This window comes from Pseudoalteromonas sp. EB27 (genome assembly GCF_001974875.1).
In the GTDB taxonomy this organism is placed as follows: domain Bacteria; phylum Pseudomonadota; class Gammaproteobacteria; order Enterobacterales; family Alteromonadaceae; genus Pseudoalteromonas.
On the sequence record NZ_MTQD01000016.1, the window covers coordinates 1 to 17,975 of the forward strand.

Annotated in this window: 14 protein-coding genes; 2 read left to right on the forward strand and 12 right to left on the reverse strand. The window is 40.1% G+C overall.

The genetic code is table 11. The features are described from left to right. From BW142_RS20915 to BW142_RS16690, 5 genes are all read right to left on the reverse strand, one after another. On the reverse strand, positions 1-117 hold a 117-nt coding region (locus BW142_RS20915; protein WP_143475947.1), incomplete at its 3' end, for a transposase DNA-binding-containing protein. A 390-nt stretch (positions 118-507) separates the two neighbouring features. Further along, the gene (locus tag BW142_RS16675) at positions 508-1,536 is read right to left on the reverse strand and encodes a zinc-binding dehydrogenase (protein ID WP_076925592.1); all 1,029 of its coding nucleotides are present in this window, start codon (positions 1,534-1,536) and stop codon (positions 508-510) included. A gap of 10 nt (positions 1,537-1,546) precedes the next feature. Then, positions 1,547-2,959: a TolC family protein gene (locus tag BW142_RS16680; RefSeq protein WP_076925593.1), complete on the reverse strand. Its 1,413-nt coding sequence runs from the start codon at positions 2,957-2,959 to the stop codon at positions 1,547-1,549. Further along, positions 2,952-6,104 (reverse strand): multidrug efflux RND transporter permease subunit, encoded by a 3,153-nt coding sequence (locus tag BW142_RS16685; protein ID WP_076925594.1) that lies wholly within the window; start codon positions 6,102-6,104, stop codon positions 2,952-2,954. Before BW142_RS16685 ends, BW142_RS16680 begins: the two co-directional genes overlap by 8 nt. A 9-nt stretch (positions 6,105-6,113) precedes the next feature. Further along, on the reverse strand, positions 6,114-7,283 hold the full coding sequence (locus tag BW142_RS16690) for an efflux RND transporter periplasmic adaptor subunit (RefSeq protein WP_076925595.1): 1,170 nt from the start codon (positions 7,281-7,283) through the stop codon (positions 6,114-6,116). A 119-nt stretch (positions 7,284-7,402) separates the two neighbouring features. Here BW142_RS16690 and BW142_RS16695 point away from each other — a divergent pair, with 119 nt between their 5' ends. Continuing rightward, the gene (locus BW142_RS16695; RefSeq protein WP_076925596.1) at positions 7,403-8,341 is read left to right on the forward strand and encodes a LysR family transcriptional regulator; all 939 of its coding nucleotides are present in this window, start codon (positions 7,403-7,405) and stop codon (positions 8,339-8,341) included. A 10-nt stretch (positions 8,342-8,351) separates the two neighbouring features. On the opposite strand, the gene BW142_RS16700 is transcribed toward BW142_RS16695, so the two are convergent. The 7 genes from BW142_RS16700 to BW142_RS16730 all read right to left on the reverse strand — a co-directional run bounded on the left by BW142_RS16700 (position 8,352) and on the right by BW142_RS16730 (position 16,197). Next, entirely contained in the window at positions 8,352-9,389 is a 1,038-nt protein-coding gene (locus tag BW142_RS16700; protein ID WP_076925597.1) for a GGDEF domain-containing protein, read from the reverse strand. A gap of 168 nt (positions 9,390-9,557) precedes the next feature. Beyond that, on the reverse strand, positions 9,558-10,529 hold the full coding sequence (gene moaA / locus BW142_RS16705) for a GTP 3',8-cyclase MoaA (protein WP_076925598.1): 972 nt from the start codon (positions 10,527-10,529) through the stop codon (positions 9,558-9,560). A gap of 186 nt (positions 10,530-10,715) precedes the next feature. Further along, complete coding sequence (locus tag BW142_RS16710) at positions 10,716-13,007, reverse strand: molybdopterin cofactor-binding domain-containing protein (protein WP_076925604.1); 2,292 nt, start codon at positions 13,005-13,007, stop codon at positions 10,716-10,718. Between the two features lie 12 nt (positions 13,008-13,019). Next, positions 13,020-13,508 (reverse strand): (2Fe-2S)-binding protein, encoded by a 489-nt coding sequence (locus BW142_RS16715; RefSeq protein WP_007582016.1) that lies wholly within the window; start codon positions 13,506-13,508, stop codon positions 13,020-13,022. Between the two features lie 101 nt (positions 13,509-13,609). Then, positions 13,610-14,227 (reverse strand): nucleotidyltransferase family protein, encoded by a 618-nt coding sequence (locus BW142_RS16720; RefSeq protein ID WP_024598553.1) that lies wholly within the window; start codon positions 14,225-14,227, stop codon positions 13,610-13,612. After that, positions 14,221-15,249, reverse strand: coding sequence for an XdhC/CoxI family protein (locus BW142_RS16725; RefSeq protein ID WP_076925744.1), 1,029 nt, complete (start codon positions 15,247-15,249; stop codon positions 14,221-14,223). Before BW142_RS16725 ends, BW142_RS16720 begins: the two co-directional genes overlap by 7 nt. 84 nt (positions 15,250-15,333) lie before the next feature. After that, positions 15,334-16,197 (reverse strand): DUF6279 family lipoprotein, encoded by an 864-nt coding sequence (locus BW142_RS16730; protein WP_076925609.1) that lies wholly within the window; start codon positions 16,195-16,197, stop codon positions 15,334-15,336. A 945-nt stretch (positions 16,198-17,142) separates the two neighbouring features. Here BW142_RS16730 and BW142_RS16735 point away from each other — a divergent pair. Continuing rightward, entirely contained in the window at positions 17,143-17,868 is a 726-nt protein-coding gene (locus BW142_RS16735) for a tetratricopeptide repeat protein (protein WP_076925612.1), read from the forward strand. The last annotated feature ends 107 nt before the right edge of the window (positions 17,869-17,975 follow it).

The following is a 17,975-nucleotide window of genomic DNA, read 5'->3' on the forward strand; positions in this document are numbered from 1 at the left end:
TGCATTCTCAGCCATATCGCTTGCTAGTACAGCTAATCGTCGGGTGCGTCTCGGATCCCCTAAATTAGCGTTACCAAAAATTAATTGAGCCCATTCTTCAGAAGTGTTTGTGTGCATACGATAAATCTATGAGTGATGATGATCGATTAGATCACAGACTTATCGATATTCAAAGACTTGTGTATAAGAGACAGCCATGTAGGCAACAAAGAGTAAATAGCCCCTAGGAAGAACCCGAAGGGCAGTGGATGTTTGGTCTTTATGCTACGTTATCGCCCATTTATGGGGAATAACCACACTACATAGGCTCTGCCTTGCCTAAATACCAAACAGACTGCTGCAAATTCAACCTTGAAAGATCAACAGACCCTAGCGCTGCATCTATTTTTTGATGGGCATAAAAAAACGCAGCACAAATAGGCTGCGTTTTTATTCAATTTGTAGAGGCTACATTATCAGTTAACCTAGCTAAAACTACTTAAATTTAAATCAAATTGTATAAGCGCTTCACTTAGCAACTTTAACAACTTGCTTGCCGGTAAAACCACCAGCAAGTTGTTTATTAAGCGCTTGCGATACTGACTCAGCACTAAAATCTACGGGCGTTATTTCTGGGTGTTTAATGTCGCCACTAACAGCTCCTTCAAGTAACAGGTTACCCATAAAACTCAAACGTTGTTGTGCACATAAACTATTAGCAAGCCATGCACCACCAATCGATACAACGCTAATATTGGGCGCTCGGTGATACATTAAGTCTTGATCAAAACAAGGGAGCGGATTTAAGCAGGCAATACGTCCACAAAAACGCATTAACTCAATATTACGCTGAGTACACTCACCACCTATCGTATCAATAACCGCATCAAAGCCTTGCGGGCCAAGTTCTCTGCGGATTTTTTCGCATAGCTTTTTATCGCTATAGTCAAAAACCACATCAGCGCCTAGCTGCTTAACTAATTTATGGTTACGCTTTGATGCCGTGGTAAATACATCTGCACCGCGCTGTTTTGCATATTGAATAGCAAACTGCCCTACCGCTCCGGCTCCGCCTTCAATAAAAATAGTATCGCCTTCACTAATGCCTATTTTATCTAAGCTGATAAGTGCTGCCATACCGGCGCATGGAAGTGTTGCTGCAATGGCCGGATTTAAACCGCTTGGCACAACCGACACTGCGAAGTTAGGTACTTTGGTGTATTCGCTCAAAGCACCTTGCTCACCAATGTTGGCATGCCACATAACCCGCTCGCCAACATTTGGAAACACACCTTTATTAGCTTTAACCACAACACCTACGGCATCTAAGCCTAAAATGTGTGGATACTGCCACTTACAAAAGCCTGTTTTAGCAAATTGACCATCAACTGGATTTAAACCAACGTACTCTACTTTTACAAGCAGCTCGTTATCTGCACAAATAGGAACAGGCAGCTCAGCATCCGCTAAGTCAATTGCTTCATTTGGTTCTGGCAGTACAATAGCGCGCATTGTTTGCGGGATAATGTATTCATGTAAATTTTCAGTATTTGGCATCAATATAACTCTACTTATTAGTGTCGTTTAACGCATAACTCCATTGGCCATTAAATGACTGGTAAGCATTTACTTTGGCAAGCAGTGAAGTGATTGTTGTTTCAACAGCATTTTCTTGTGCTATTAAAACATCCTGGCGCGCATCTAACAACTCAAGGTAAGGAATTTGACCTTCTTCGTACATTGCTTGTGCTTGTAAAAATGCTTTATTAGCAAAGTCATAGCGCTCATCGGCAAAGCGTTTTTGCTGCGCTTGATTGACCAACAATTGCAGTGAAAGTTCACTTTCACTTAGTGCAGTTAATACCACTTGTTGATAATCGCTGTAAGCAGCTTCACTTAAAAACTGCTGCGCGTCGCGTTGTGCTAATAATGCTGGGTAGCTTAATAACGACCATTGTAACTGCGGCGCTATTTGCCACTGCTGATCGGTATTTTTTAAGCCTGTGCTATCTATACTCACAACCCCTGCAAATGCAGATAAGCTAATATCGGGTAATAACGCTTTGCTAGCTGCAACACTTAAACTATTTGCTTGGCTAAAATCAAACAGCGCACGGCTAATATCTGGACGTAAGGCAATGGCATTATTAGCGTTTTTTAGTGCGACGCTAAAGTCACGTTCCAGCACGCTTTGCTCGTTTTCAATAGCAATATTTTGCGTTAACTTACCGCTTAGTACTGCAAGTGCAGATAAATCGCTGTATTTTGCATATTCAATAGCAGGCATTAGTGCTTGTTGCTGCCTAAGCTGCGCCATCGTACGGTTTAAATCAAGCTCGTTTGCGACGCCTTCGTCAACACGGGCTTGAAGAACGTCAATACTTTGCTCAAGCGCTTCTATTTGAAGCGTAACAATGTGTTGTTTTTCAACATTGCCTTGATAACTTACAAAGCCTTTAACGACTGACGAAACAACTTCAATTTGCAGTAAACGTACTTGCTCTGCTTGGCTCATGGCCGATGCATTTGCAGCATCAACCAACGCCGTTATGCGACCAAATAAATCTAGCTGCCAATCAAGTGCAACGTTTGCACTTGATTGGCGGTCAAACACGCTTGGTGCATCGCTTCGAGCTGCGCCAACATTTACGCCACCTTGCGGTAGGTATTGGGCTTTTTGCTCTCCTAAACGCGCTAATGCACTTTTAAGTGTTAGCTGGCTTGTTTGCAAATTATAGTTATTTGCAAGCGCACCAGTAACAAGCTCATTCAGTTGATCAGAATTAAGCTTTTTCCACCAGTTTGTTTCATCAGCAACGCTAACGTTACTAGCAATATTAGCTTTGGCAACAAATTCGTTAACGGCTTTTTGCTCGCTCATGGTGTCAATTTTACTCGCACACCCGGCTAAAAACGCAGCGACTAATACCGCACTGGCAGTCAGACTTGTTTTAAGTCTTTTTTGCATTAATTTAGTCATGAGTATTCTCCTGCGCTTTCTCTTTTTTGTTAGTCACTAACATATAAAATACCGGCGTGAATAATAGACCAAACACGGTTACACCTATCATCCCTGAGAATACTGCGTTACCCATTGCGTGTCGCATTTCGGCCCCTGCACCGGTGGCAAGTACTAACGGTACAACACCTGCTGTAAATGCAATCGACGTCATTAATATTGGGCGCAAGCGCATACGACATGCCTCAAGTATTGCCTCTAAGTGCGATAAGCCTGAGTCGTGTCTATCTTTTGCAAACTCAACCATCAATATCGCATTTTTAGAAGCCAACGCGACCAGTACTATTAATGCTATTTGGGTGAATATGTTGTTGTCTGAGCCAACAAACCACACACCTAACAAGGCTGAGAAAATAGTCATTGGTACAATTAATATAATTGCCAGTGGTAAACGTAAGCTTTCGTACTGCGCTGCAAGTACCATAAATACAAGTAATACAACTAACGGGAATACATAAACCATGGTGTTACCGGCAAGTACTTGTTGGTACGTTACTTCAGTCCACTCATATTCAATACCTGTTGGTAATGTGTCTGCGAGTACTTTTTCAATAGCAATTTGTGCTTGATCAGAACTATAACCTGGCGCTGGGCTACCATTTAGCTCTGCACTTGGGTAACCGTTGTAATGCATAACACGGTCAGGACCAATTGTTGGTGTTACAGTTAGTACAGATCCCAGTGGCACCATATTACCTGAGCGGTTACGTACTTTTAAATTAAGTATTTGATCAGGGTCTAAGCGGTAGTCAGCATCAGCCTGTGCATTTACTTGGTACGTACGGCCAAACATATTAAAGTCATTTACGTACACAGAGCCTAAGTAAATTTGCAGTGCGTTAAATACTTCATCAAGTGGAATACCTTGAATAAGCGCTTGCTCACGGTCAATATCAATATCCATTTGTGGAACTTGAATACGGAAACTTGAGTACAAGCCCATTAATGCAGGGTCTTGTTGCGCCTTACCGATTACGGCTTGCAAGCTATTAAATAAGGCTTCAAACCCTTTGTTTGCTCTGTCTTCAATTTGCAGTTTAAAACCACCGGTAGTGCCTAAACCTTGAATTGGCGGCGGTGGAAATACCGCTACAAAGGCTTCATCAATAGCAGCAAAACGTTTATTCAATTCTGCCGCAATCGCCATAGCTGATTGGCTTGGATCGGTACGTTTGTCAAAACTTTCAAGTGGTGTAAATACAATGCCGCTGTTAGGGCTATTAGTAAAACCGTTCACTGATAAGCCAGGGAATGCAACTGTGTGGGCAACGCCTGGTACTTCTAATGCAATTTGCTGCATTTGAGAAAGCACATCTTCAGTACGGTCAAGGCTTGAAGCGTCAGGTAACTGCGCAATAGCCACTAAATACTGTTTATCTTGCTGTGGAATAAAGCCACCTGGTACAGAATCAAATAACTTAATTGTGCCGCCAACCAGTGCAATGTAAGCCACCATAACAACAACAGTCATACGAATTAGTTTTTGTACCAGTTTTTCGTAACCTTTAGCACCACGGTTAAATACGCGGTTAAATGGTTTAAACAACCAACGACCAAACAGTTTATTGAGTAAACGCGTGAACGCATCTGGCTTTGCATCATGCGATTTTAGTAACAATGCAGCAAGCGCAGGCGATAACGTGAGTGAGTTAAACGCTGAGATAATCGTCGAAATTGTAATTGTAAGTGCAAATTGCTTATAAAACTGACCTGATAAACCGGTAATAAACGCAGTAGGAATAAATACAGCACTTAGTACTAACGCAATTGCAATAATAGGGCCTGTTACTTCGCTCATTGCAACGCGGGTTGCTTCAAGTGGCGATAAACCATTTTCGATATTACGCTCTACGTTTTCAACAACTACAATCGCATCATCTACAACAATACCTATGGCCAGTACTAAACCAAACAACGACAAGGTATTAATTGATACGCCTAACCACTGCATTACTGCAAACGTACCAATGAGTGAAATAGGCACAGCAATTAGCGGAATGATAGATGCACGCCACGTTTGTAAAAATACAATAACAACAATAACTACCAGCACAATTGCTTCAAGCAAAGTGGCAATTACCGCGTCAATTGAGCCGCGAACAAATACTGTAGGGTCGTACACAATGTCGTATTCAACACCAGTAGGGAAATCTTTAGATAAGCGCGCCATTGTTTCGCGTACTTGATCGGAAAGCTCAATAGCGTTTGAACCAGGGCGCTGAAATATTGGCATTGCAAGAGCTGGTTGGTTATCAAGCTCTGCACGTAGTGAGTAAGTATCTTGACCTAAATCAACACGGGCTATATCAGATAAACGCGTTAACTGACCTTCGTCGCCTACTTTAATAATAACTTGTTCAAATTCTTCAATACTGTTTAAACGACCTTTAACGTTTAACAATATTTGAAATTGACTGTCGTTTGAAATTGGTTGCGCACCTAAGCTACCGGCAGCAACTTGCTGGTTTTGCGAGCGAAGTGCTGTTACTACATCTGTTGCTGTTAATTCGCGTGCAGCAAGTGCATCTGGGTTTAGCCATACTCGCATTGAGTATTTGCCAGCACCAAACATGCGAATATCACCTACACCCGGTAAACGCGCAATTTCATCTTTAATGTTTAAATCGGCATAGTTAGATAAGTACGCTGTGTCGTGCGTTTTTTCAGGTGAATATAAATGCACTACCATGGTTAAATCTGGCGATGATTTTTCGGCTACAACACCTAAACGTTGTACTTCTTCTGGCAAACGCGGAAGTGCACTGTTTACACGGTTTTGTACTTGTACTTGAGCACGATCTAAATCGGTACCTAACGCAAAGGTCACCGTTAATGTCATACGGCCATCGCTTGTACCTTGCGAAAACATATACAACATGTTTTCAGTACCGTTAATTTCTTGCTCCAGCGGTGTTGCCACTGTTTGCGCAATAACGGTTGGGTTAGCACCCGGGTAGTTAGCGGTAACAACAACAGTTGGAGGAACTACTTCTGGATATTCACTTACTGGTAATTGGAATAGTGATATACCACCAGCAATTAAAATAACCAATGACAGCATGGCCGCAAATATTGGGCGCTGTATAAAGAAATGCGAAAATTTCATCAATAAACCTTATTGCTTAGCCACAAATTGTGCGTTGTCGTTTGACAATGTAAATGCTACACCGCTGGTATCAATTATTACGGTTTGCGGAGAGATTGGCATACCAGGGCCTACGCGAGCAGGGCCATTTACGGCAATAACATCACCTTCATTAAGGCCTGATGTAACCGCACGTAATGCACCGTAACGCTCACCTGTAGTGATAAGCTTGTATTCAAGTACGTTGTTTTCGCCAACCGTTAATACAAAACGATTTTTTAAGTCGGTACCAATTGCACGTTCTGGGATAATAATCGCGTCGCTAATAGAATTTGCAGCCAGCTTTATACGTGCAAACGAGCCTGCGCGTAGTTGATTGCTATCTTCATTAAATACCGCACGTACACGTAATGTACCTGTCGATGAATTAATTTGGTTATCAATAAAGTTAATGTAGCCTTTGTATGCAAAATCGCTTTGACCGACCTTTTGCATTACAACAGTTTGATGGCTCGCAGCAGTAACATCACTGAAAGAGCTATTCCAGGTGCGTTCATCAACATCAAAATAAGCGTACATAGCTTGGTTTGAAACAATTGACGTTAATACGCTTTGACCCGCAAGTATGTTGTTACCTTTAGTGATATTTGCGCGAGAAATAATGCCATCAATTGGTGATACAACTGACGTAAATTCTAAATCAAGCTCTGCTGAGGTAAGTTGTGCTTGAAGTGCAGAAAGCTGTGCTTCGCGTTGACGTAGTGTTGAAGTACGCGCTTGTGCTTGCTCAGTAGAAATTGCCTTACGGTCTAATAAGCGTACCGCACGTTTGTCTTCACTTTTAGCTTGCTCTAAGGCAGCTTCTGCGCTGTTGATTTGCGCTTTTAAACTAGCAACCACAGCAGCAAATGGACGAGCATCTAATTGAAATAAAACATCGCCTTCTTTAACCACATCGCCTTCTTTAAATTCAATGCTATCGATGATTCCTGATACACGCGGCATTAAGGCAACTTCTTGTGGAGACTCTAAACGCGTTGTATATGTGTGCCAGCTTTGTACCGGCTTAACAAGCACCTGTGCTACATCAATTGGTTGAAGTTGCTGTGCAGGTGCTGATTGAGCTGTGCTCTCATCAGCACAACCTGCTAGTGTTAAAGATGCCGCAGTAAGTGCAGCAGCAATTAGATGTTTGTTCATGAAGACGCTCCATTGTTGATTAGCCTCGCATAATACGGATTAAACCCGTGTGTAAAAACCATAGATTTTTAAATTCATTAATGCCAAAATGGCATCAATAGGTTAATTAAGGTGTAATAATGGATACAACAAGTCGACTTTTAATGTTACTTGAAGTGGTTGAGCAAGGCTCTTTTGCAAAAGCTGCAGAAATACGCAACATAGATCGCTCTGTTATATCCAAGCAAATTAGCCGTTTAGAAGATGAGTTAGGCGTTAGGTTACTTAACCGCACAACGCGTTCGTTTTCGCTCACAGCGGCAGGCGCCGAAATGATCAAAAAAGCCGCAGAGCTTAGAGAGCTGCTTGGCGAAACCGTACGCATGGCCGAAAACTACCATTTAGAACCGCGCGGCGTGTTAAAAATCACTTCATCAACACTTATTGGTCGTCGTTATTTACAACCTGTACTTAATGATTTTCAAAAACGCTTTCCTCAAGTAGAAGTTGAACTACGTTTAGACGATAGATTAGTAGATATAGTCTCTGAAGGATTTGATTTGGCTTTTCGTGTAGGTGAGCCTAAAGATTCGTCACTTATTGCACGTAAAATAGCGCGTAACCGGTTATTAATTTTAGCTGCGCCACAGTTTATTGAAACTTATGGTATGCCAAAAACAATGGAAGAGTTAGCGCAATTACCAGCAGCAAGCTATGCCAGTAATTCTATTCGAGTAGAAGCTATAGATTACTACGATAGTAAAGGTGAACGCTGCGAGCAAAAAATAAAAAGTGTGTTTCGTGCAAACGATGCAGAGTCATTATTAATGAAAACGTTATCGGGCACAACTTACTTTGTCGCCCCAGCATTTATTATTGGTGATGAAATAATACAAGGTAAGCTAGTGCCTTTATTAACAGATGTGAAACTCATGGAGTTTAGTGCGATGTATGCCGTATATCCGCATCGAGATTTACCAGTAAGGACCCGGTTGTTTTTTGATGCTGTGCGCGAGCATTTAGGAAAAGACAAACCGATTTGGGAAAATGGGATCCCCAATTTTGAGCAAATGTACTAAGTGACCCTACTTAAGCAACTACCGCCTCACGGTCGTGTTCTTGTTTAAACTTACAATACACTTTATTGCGGCCAAACTGTTTTGCTTTGTATAACTGCTTATCCGCTTGGTTTACAAAGCTTTCCAATGAATTAGTACTTTTACATTTTGCGACACCAATACTTGTTGTCACATTAATAGCAAGGCCGTCAATGTCAAATGTTGTATTTTCAAAACGTGCCCTTATTTGTTCAGCGGTATTAAGTGCGGCCTCTTCATTTGCAAAAGCGCTAAATAAAGCAAACTCCTCACCGCCTACTCTAAATACATACCCTCTAGGAAGCTCAACTCTTAGTAAAGTGGCCACTTCGATAAGTACTTGGTCACCGACACCATGACCATGCTCATCATTTATCTGCTTAAAAAAGTCTAAATCGAGTAAAAACAAATATAGCTGTGATTTATCTTGTAGTTCAACTTCAAAGTAGTGGTTCATTGAAAGGCGATTACCTGCACCCGTTAGCGGATCAAGTAATGCTAAATTTTTAAGGCGCTTTGAAAAATGTGAGCGGCTCCCTTCAAAAACATGAGAAATCGCCCAAATACTAAAATAAGCACAGATTAAATTAAGAGATAGGTTAAAATTTTCAAAAGGGGCAAGAGTAGACTTACTCCCTAAAATAAACACTTGGATAACTAATAAATTTGCAGAGAAAATTACACCGTATTGTTTACCTAATAACAGATAGTACAAAATAGGTAATGCAAACGACCATACAAACACAGCATTACGAGGCGATGCTAAAGATGTACCCAAAATAACAATTAGCGTTATGAGCACACACATTATCAAGGATTGCCAAAACTGTAGTGGACGGCGTATAAGTGAAATATAAGTAAATATACAATAAATAGAAAAACAGATTTCGATATAGCCAAGCAATGGAAAGTTATTTACGGTTAAATTAAAACCCGCAAATCCTACCGATAAAGAACCAAAACAAAGACACATTCCTCGCAGAACGTCTTTCCTTAATGATTTAGTGCTATTAAGGGCGGCGATATCCATTCTAATCACTTAATAAAAATAAAAGTAAGTTTAACGTGAAAATACAATTTAACAAGCTTTGTTGATATAAAACCATGTAGATACAACCAGTTATTTACCTTTTAGGGATAATGTAGTGTTTTTTAGGAACACGTTTAGTGCTTTTACTTTTCTAGGTAGCTTTAAAAGCTAGCCACCTAGCATTGATAAATTAGTCGTAATACCTGTATTGCCTTGGTGTAAAAGGTGAGTTGGCTTTTTGGTTTTAATATAACGAGATAGCAACGCCATTAATTTACTGTTTGAACTGTCGTTCATATATTCTCTTAGCGAAATACCCTCTTCAGAAAACAAACACAAATGCAGGTTCCCTTTTGCTGTAACCCTTAATCGGTTACAGGTACTACAAAAGTCGTTGCTGTAAGGCATGATCAAACCAATTCTGCCTTGATAATCAGGATGAGCAAACTCTTGAGCAGGACCTGCTGATGCACTACGCGCAACTTGCTGCCAACCCGTTTGCAATAGCTGAGTTTTTAAAACTTGCCCAGATACATGGTTAGCATCAAAAAAGGCTTTGTTGTCGTTTGTTTGCATCAACTCAATAAAACGAATAGTAACGGGACGGTGTTTAACCCAATTTAAAAATGTATCAAACTCTTTCGCGTTGTATTGCTTCATCAGCACACTGTTTATTTTTACCGAATCAATACCCGTTTCGAGCGCAGTATCAATACCTTTCATTACTGAGGTAAATTTGTCATGCCCAGTAATGGTGTTAAACATGCGCGGATCTAAGCTATCAATACTTACATTAATGGCGTTTAAGCCCGCATCTACCCAGTCGTGGATATTCTTATGAAGAGAAAAACCATTGGTAGTCATTGCAATTTTTTTTATGCCCGCGACATCTTTTGCCGCGCGAACAACATCTATAAAGTCTTTTCTAAGAGTTGGCTCTCCGCCAGTGATCCTTACTTTTTCAATACCATGGTGCGCAAACGCTTTAAGCGTATTGCTAATTTCATCAATTGTGAGAAAACCACGGTCTGCCCCCCCCTGATAACCATCTGGTAAACAATAAACACACTTAAAATTACATACATCAGTAATAGACAAACGTAAGTAACTAAACTCTCGCCCTGTTGGGTCGATTAGCATAAATAAACCTTAACTAATATCAACAAGTAATAATAACCTAATACCAATTTGCAATAATACTTAATCATTTAATTAAGCGAATTGGTATAAACAACGCTACTTATTGATACATAAATAATAATTACATAAATATATTTAATAACTAAAAAGGGCTGCATAAAGCACACCCCTTTAGTTATTTTTGTTTTACGCTTCTAAGCCTTTTTTAAGTTCGCTTGGCTTCATTGGTAGATCACGTAAACGCACGCCTACTGCATTAAATACAGCATTACCAATCGCAGGAGCCACCCCTATAACGCCAGGTTCGCCTAAACCAACTGGAAATTCATCGCTTTGTAAAAATTCAATGTCAATATCTGGCACGTCTTGCATTCTTAGCGGTAAATAAGTATTAAAGTTAGTCGCTGATACCTGTCCATCTTTATACGTATTTGATTCATGCAATGCAAGGCTGCTGCCCCATAGTAACGACCCTTCAATTTGCGCTAGTGCGCCATCTGGATGAACTATTAAGCCCGCATCTACAACCACATAAAGCTTTTTAAGCGTTATTTTACCACTATCACGGTTAACATGAACATGCGCTGCGGTTGCAAGCCATGCTGGCATAGTACGTTCTTGCCCTGAGCTTACAGAAAAGCCAATGCCTTCATCTTTAGCTAATTTAACAGAAGCTACTTTGTCTGACACTGTTTTAAGCACATTACGTAAGCGCAGTGCTCCACCTACACTCTCAGGTGCTTTTCCTGCTTGCTTGCCTTTACCGTCTAACATTTCAATTCTAAATTGAACTGGATCTTTGCCTTGCTTATGGGCAATTTCATCAATAAACGACTCAAGACTCCATGCAATCCAACCTGGTCCTACTGAACGTAACCAACCTGGAGTAAAGGTGCTTTGTGCAACCTCGTTATTAATAGCGCGTGCACGATGACTGCTCATGCTGTACCAATGATCAGCGCCCGATGCCGAAAATGCATCAAATTTACCTTTGCCATCAACACCCGGTGATAAAAACCCTGGTGCCATAGCTTTAGTAGGCCAACCTGCAGCAAATGCATGCTCTAAACCAGTAAAAGTACCGTTTTTATCAAACGACGCCGTCATTTTTGCAGCAGATGCAGAACGAGACTGATCGAATAAACTATCGTCTGCTCGTGTAAATACCAGTTTTACTGGTTTACCTACTGCTTTTGCGGTTAGAGCTGCAGGTACAGTCCAGTCACCAAATAATCGACGGCCAAAACCACCACCTAAATAATAAGGACGAATAATTACTTTGTTTTGTTCTATTTCAAGTGCTTTAGCAAGCGCAGGTAACGTAAGTGACTGCCATTGGTTACCAGTATGAATAATCCAATTACCGTCTTTAAATTCTGCAACCGCATTGAGTGGCTCTAGCTGATAATGACTCGCTGTCGCTGTGGTATACATTGATTCTAACGACTCACTGGCGTCTGCTTGTGTTTTCTTTATATCACCTTCATCAACAAATAAAGTACCCGAGTCGCGCTGCTCGCATAATCGCTTACCTTCTTTTTGAATATCATCTTCAGATATATTTGCTGACTCACCCTTTTTATAACTCACCTTTAAAGCATCTACTGCTTTAATGGCGCTTGGGTAACTGTCAGCTAATACAACAACCCAGCCTTGCACTGTGTTACTAGGATCATTTAAAATTTCATAGCCTTTGTAACCTTTAATAGCTTTTGCTGCACTATCGTCAACGTTTGTTACTGTACTGCCATAGCGGGTTGGCGGTATTACTGGTCGCGCGTACAGCATGCCTTCAACTTCTACATCTATACCATATACCGCAGTGCCATTTGTTTTGGCTGGTATATCAAGCGCTTTAAAGTCTTGTTTAAGCCCTGTTAAATGGCGCTTATTAGCAGGTTTTAGTGGAAGGTTTGCAACTTCATCACTGGTAAATGTACGATTAAACTCGCCTTTTTTGACTATGTCAGCGTAACTAACCGATTTTTCGCCTGAAATAATATAGCCCTTTTCAGCACGACATTTATCTGTAGGTACGCCGAGCATTTTCGCTCCTGCGTCCATTAATGCAATTCGACCTGCAGCACCGGCTTGAGATAATGGCTTAAAGCTTTGAAATACAGACCACGAACCACCCGTTACCATAAAGCCCCATTTTTCATGAGTATCTACGTAGGTAATTGATACTTTATCCCAATCACATTCAAGCTCATCAGCCACAATACGCGCAAGAGCAGTACCAATATGTTGGCCCATTTCAGCTTTAGCAATACTTACTTCTACGGCGCCGTCGGTGCTCATAGTCCACCAAATTGTTGGTGAAAAAGCCTGTTGCGCAATTGACTCTTTTGCACTGAGCGAACCCGAAAATAACGCAGGGGCAAACGCCATGACTAAACCTGCGCTAGCAGTGCCAATCATAAACGAGCGACGATTTAAATTAACGGTTTCGCTATTTTTTTGAAATAATTTTTTCATTATCGGCTCCAGTTAAGCGTCTTGTGCATTTGGATCAAATATATTTACTACACTTTGTGACTCATCTGCAGCGCGTTGAATAGCAGTTTTAATACGTTTATAAGCCATACAGCGACAGTAGTTACCATTCATATGGCTTACTATTTCTTCATCTGAAGGACTTGGGTTAGCTGCCAGTAATGTGGCCGCTTGCATTATTTGCCCCGACTGACAGTAACCGCACTGTGGCACTTGCTCTTCAACCCATGCTTTTTGAAGTGGGTGTTCGTTATTAAGCCCTTCAATTGTGGTAATGTTTTTTCCTGCAATTGCGCCAATTGGTAAAACACATGAGCGGGTTGCTTGCCCATCTAAATGCACTGTACACGCACCACACATTGCAATACCGCAACCAAACTTCGTACCTTTTAATCCAATTTCATCACGAATAACCCATAACAATGGTGTATCTTCACTTGCGTGTGATTCAACCACCTTGCCATTAATTGTAAACGTCACCATAGCTTGCCCCTTAATTACGATTTCTATAGTCACTTTTAAACTATACGAACAGCTTCAAAAGTGACTATAGCTATTAAAAATATAACTACTGACCCTACTCGTTATATTTTTTCATTAAAATTTTTATATTCTGTTTTACTTAAAAACTCACTTAATTGCTCTTGCGTATCTATATCTAAACTCGCACTACTTAAACTAATTGTGTTAACAACCTCACGACTAGATCGCAATAATTGCTGTGCACCTCTATCCGAAGTTAAGCTTGCAAGCTGAGATAAATCAACCGCTGGGAATATAGCGGGTACACCTAAACGCTCGCCATAGTTTGCGCACCAGCGCGATGGATTACGTGTAAAACCAGTAACTAGCTCACTTAAGTGCGCTACTTTTAGCTCAACTTGATCCGCAAGCATAAATAAAATCCCATCGAAGGACTTATTTTTAAACACAGTTTGAGACGCTATCGCGATTGAATTACCTAAACCTTGGCTCCATTGCTTGTTCTCAATTAGCTCTATGTTTTTATAACCGGTCAGTACTTGTGCTACTTCTTTATGCCATGCCCCGGTAACTACATACACGGGCGTGTCATCAAGTGCTTGAAGTGTATTTACTGCATGTTCAATCATTGTTTTGCCAAACCCGATATCAGCCGTTAATTTACAGCCGTTAAAGCGAGATGATTGCCCTGCGGCTAAAACAACTTTTGCAATTAGCACTCCTCTTGCCCCCAATGGCTTAGCGATTGGGCGTTTTTGTAACACAGCACTGCATGTATTTCGCTGATCAGCGATAGTGCAATACTCTCTGGCGAGTCGCCGCCTAAATTTAAACCGACAGGCCCAAAAACAGGAGACTTTATTTGTGAAACACGCGTCTTCGCGTGCTCTAAAACTTGTTCACGCCTGTGCTTAGGACCCAATAACCCTATATATTTAAAAGAAACATCTTTAAATTGAGCTAACGTACTCGCGTCAAGCTCAACGCTGTGAGCCATTAAAATAGCCGCATCGACTTTATTAGTTATGCAATATTCTTTTAACTCACTCGGTGTGATGCGCAAAATAGCATCTGCATTTTTAAAATATTGCCTTTTTGCATTGGCTGCACGCGTGTCCCATACAGTTACACTCCAACCAAGTTGTTTGGCAAATGTATAAACCGGAACCGCATCGGCCCCACCACCCACTATTAGTAAATGAGGCGGCGGATAAATAGATGTTTGTAAGCACGTAGCGCCTTTTAGTTCTACTAACTGCGCTTTGCGGTTCATTGATAAACCATGTAACTCATCATTTTGCGTAAATACACCACTACCGGTTGGCAAAATGGGGCTTACCTGTTGAAGGTATCGCCCTGGTTTATTCTCATTAAGTGCTTTAGATACAAGCTCTAACTGTAAATAGTCATTAGCTTTGTGAATGGGCTGCAGTAAAATGTGTACTATGCCCCCACAACCAATACCAAGTTGAAATGTTAAATCGTCTTCATCGGTGGCATCATAACTGATGGTTTTACTTGTTAAAGTACTCATTACTTGTTTAGCATGGCGCTGTATGTCAGCTTCTAAACAGCCACCCGAAAGCATCCCCAAGCGCTCGCCCAGGCTAGATATAAGCATCATAGCCCCTAGTTTTCTGTAGCTAGAGCCTTCAATTTTGTACAAAGTAGCTAAAACCCATTCTTGGCTGTCCCTATTCTGATACCAAGTGTTTAAGATACTTTTTAAATCTGTAACCATATATTGCCCTTTAAAAGCATTTTTTGCGTTTAAAAACAAACCAGCCTAAACAGCTAATATAAAACTTAATAATTCACGCACAATTTACTCCTCTATTATATCGTTTAAGGTCTCAATTAACTCATCAAATTGCTCATTAACGCTTTGGCGTTGTTTATCATTTAGAGTTGAGTTTAATTCGTAGAGTAAATTTATATATAAATTTAAGTTTGCTTCATTGGTTTTCAGTAGTGCGTCGCTCATATAAAGTTCGCGCTCTTTAATAACCGTACTTAACTGATTTATAAATTCTTTTTTTGTAATTTCAGCATTTGTAAATATCTGTTTGGCTGCATTCAAACGCTTTTGCTTGTACTCTAGCCACAGCGTTCCTGAGTCTTGATGTTGCTCATTAGTTGATTTAATCAGCGCTTTTTGTTGTTTATTAAGCTTGCCTATCCACTGCTCGTAGTATTCAAATTGCTCTTCCAAGCGCTCACTTTTTCGCTCAAGCGGGGTTTGTTCGTTAAACTCTTCGCGTTCGTCGTTAATTTTTATTTGAATATTGTTTAAAAGTTCTTCTCTTTGCTCACATGATAAGGTTGCACCCAGTTCGGCTAAAGGCATGTGCGCGTATTCAAGTAGGTTTTGCCAATGCTTTTTAGCAAAAACCACCTGCTCTTTTAACTTCTCAATGCTTAGTGTGTTGTTAAAAAGTGCCTTAATATTTTGAATGTCTTGTTTGTAGGCTGGTAGCTGCGTACTTCTATGCCACGCTTGGGTCGTGTTAATGATCTTTTTAAGCTGCTTATCTTGTGTTTTATTTAAATCAATATAATCATCTACCCAAAATGACGAAAGCCAACTCAAATTATTGTAAGTAAAAGATGCCGAACAACTACATAAAAACAACATACTTACAGCAAGGCATATCTGTTTTAGTTTTTTTGCTTTGAAATTATTAAGCATAACCTTCTCTATTATTTAGATTGTGGCAAAGCTCAAAACTCATTTGATAATAATTATCATTTAAGTGTTGACTTGCATTTAGATCTAACTGATAATCGTTCGCACAAACACAGTGTAACGACCTCAGTGCCTACGGAAGAATATTCAGCAAGGATGCTGACACATTAAAAGAAGAGCGTGCCGCTTCGTGTTATTACTTACTCGACCCAAGTAATAACATCAAATATCACATTTACTTGCTACATTGCTCATATTAGTGACGGTTAATATGATTCAAAAAAGCCCTAACGGGCTTTTTTTATTTCTTTAAATTTTCTATAAAATCTGTATCTTACACTTCTAAACTCGTTTACTTACCTTAAAAGTCCACCGTGCTGTTATTTACATTTTATACGCACGATCTGATAAGGTATCGCCTTGCGTTTACGCTAAAGCTGGCGTAAAACATAACAGTAGACACCCTTTTTTGCATCTATTTATAGTAACCGATTTAATCTCTACTTAAATGCATTGAGTATTAAACGTTTAAAATGCGCAAATAGTGCAAAAATTTAATAATTTAGCATTCAACTATGGCCTGTTGACCTTTTAGTATTAAAATTTGTTCTATCTAGGCACTATTTATACCAATCTGCTTATATATGGGGCCTATTTAACGTTAAGAAAATTACGCTAGAACTAGGCAAAAGTTTTTGTATCTAGTTGTTCTAAATGAAAAATTTTTAACGACGTTCAAGTGCAATTTAATTCGTTAAATTGATCAAAGATTTATGCAGGTTGGTATTAATCGCCGCACGAAGTTTGTAACCTAGTAGGCTTATTAAAAACCGAGCAACAAAGAGCAAACCGTCCCTAGAGCGAACCTAAATAGCAGCACAAATTTAAACTAGAAAGATAAACAGGCGTTAATACCTATTGTAACTATTACTAATTGGAGACATTAATATGTCACAGTTTAATTTGAAATCACTCGTTCTAGCTGGCGTTTTACTTGCCAGCCCCTTTGCTCATGCAACATTAGAAGATGGCATAAAAGCAGCAAACGAAGGTGAATTTGCAGTCGCCCTAAAAGAATTTCAATACCTTGCCGATAAAGGCTTTGCACCAGGAATTTACGAACTAGCTAAATTATATGAAGGTGGATACGGTGTAACGCGCGATTACCGCAAAGCAGCTGCGCTTTATCAACAAGGCGTAAAAAAGAACCACCCGGATTCAATGTTTGCTCTAGCGGTTTTATACGACGAAGGCAAAGGTGTTAAACTTGATCACCAAATGGCTGTTACCTTATTTGAACAAGCAGCCAATAAAAACCTGCCTGCGGCTCAGTTTAATTTAGGGGTAATGTACTCCAACGGCGTAGGTGTGACTCGAGATTATAAAGCTGCGCGTAATTGGTATGAAAAAGCGGCCGCTAATAATTACTCTTTGGCTCAATTTAATTTAGCGCTAATGTATTTTGAAGGTCTAGGCATGCCAAAGGATCTAGAAAAGTCATACATTTGGAATACTATTGCCGAGTACAATGGCAACATGCAAGCAAGTCATAGCCGCAAACTTGATGAGCGTAAAATGCTACCTAAAGAAATTGAAGAAGCTAAAGAAAAAGCCGATGCCATTTATGCAAAAATACAAGTGGGTACTTATGCTGGTGAAGGTCGCTTATTTTAAAGTCTTATTTTAGAGTTTAGTTTGAAGCTAATCTAAAAAGGCTGAATTACATAACGTAATTCAGCCTTTTTAATATATCTTGATTAGCAAAATAAAATCTATTCAAC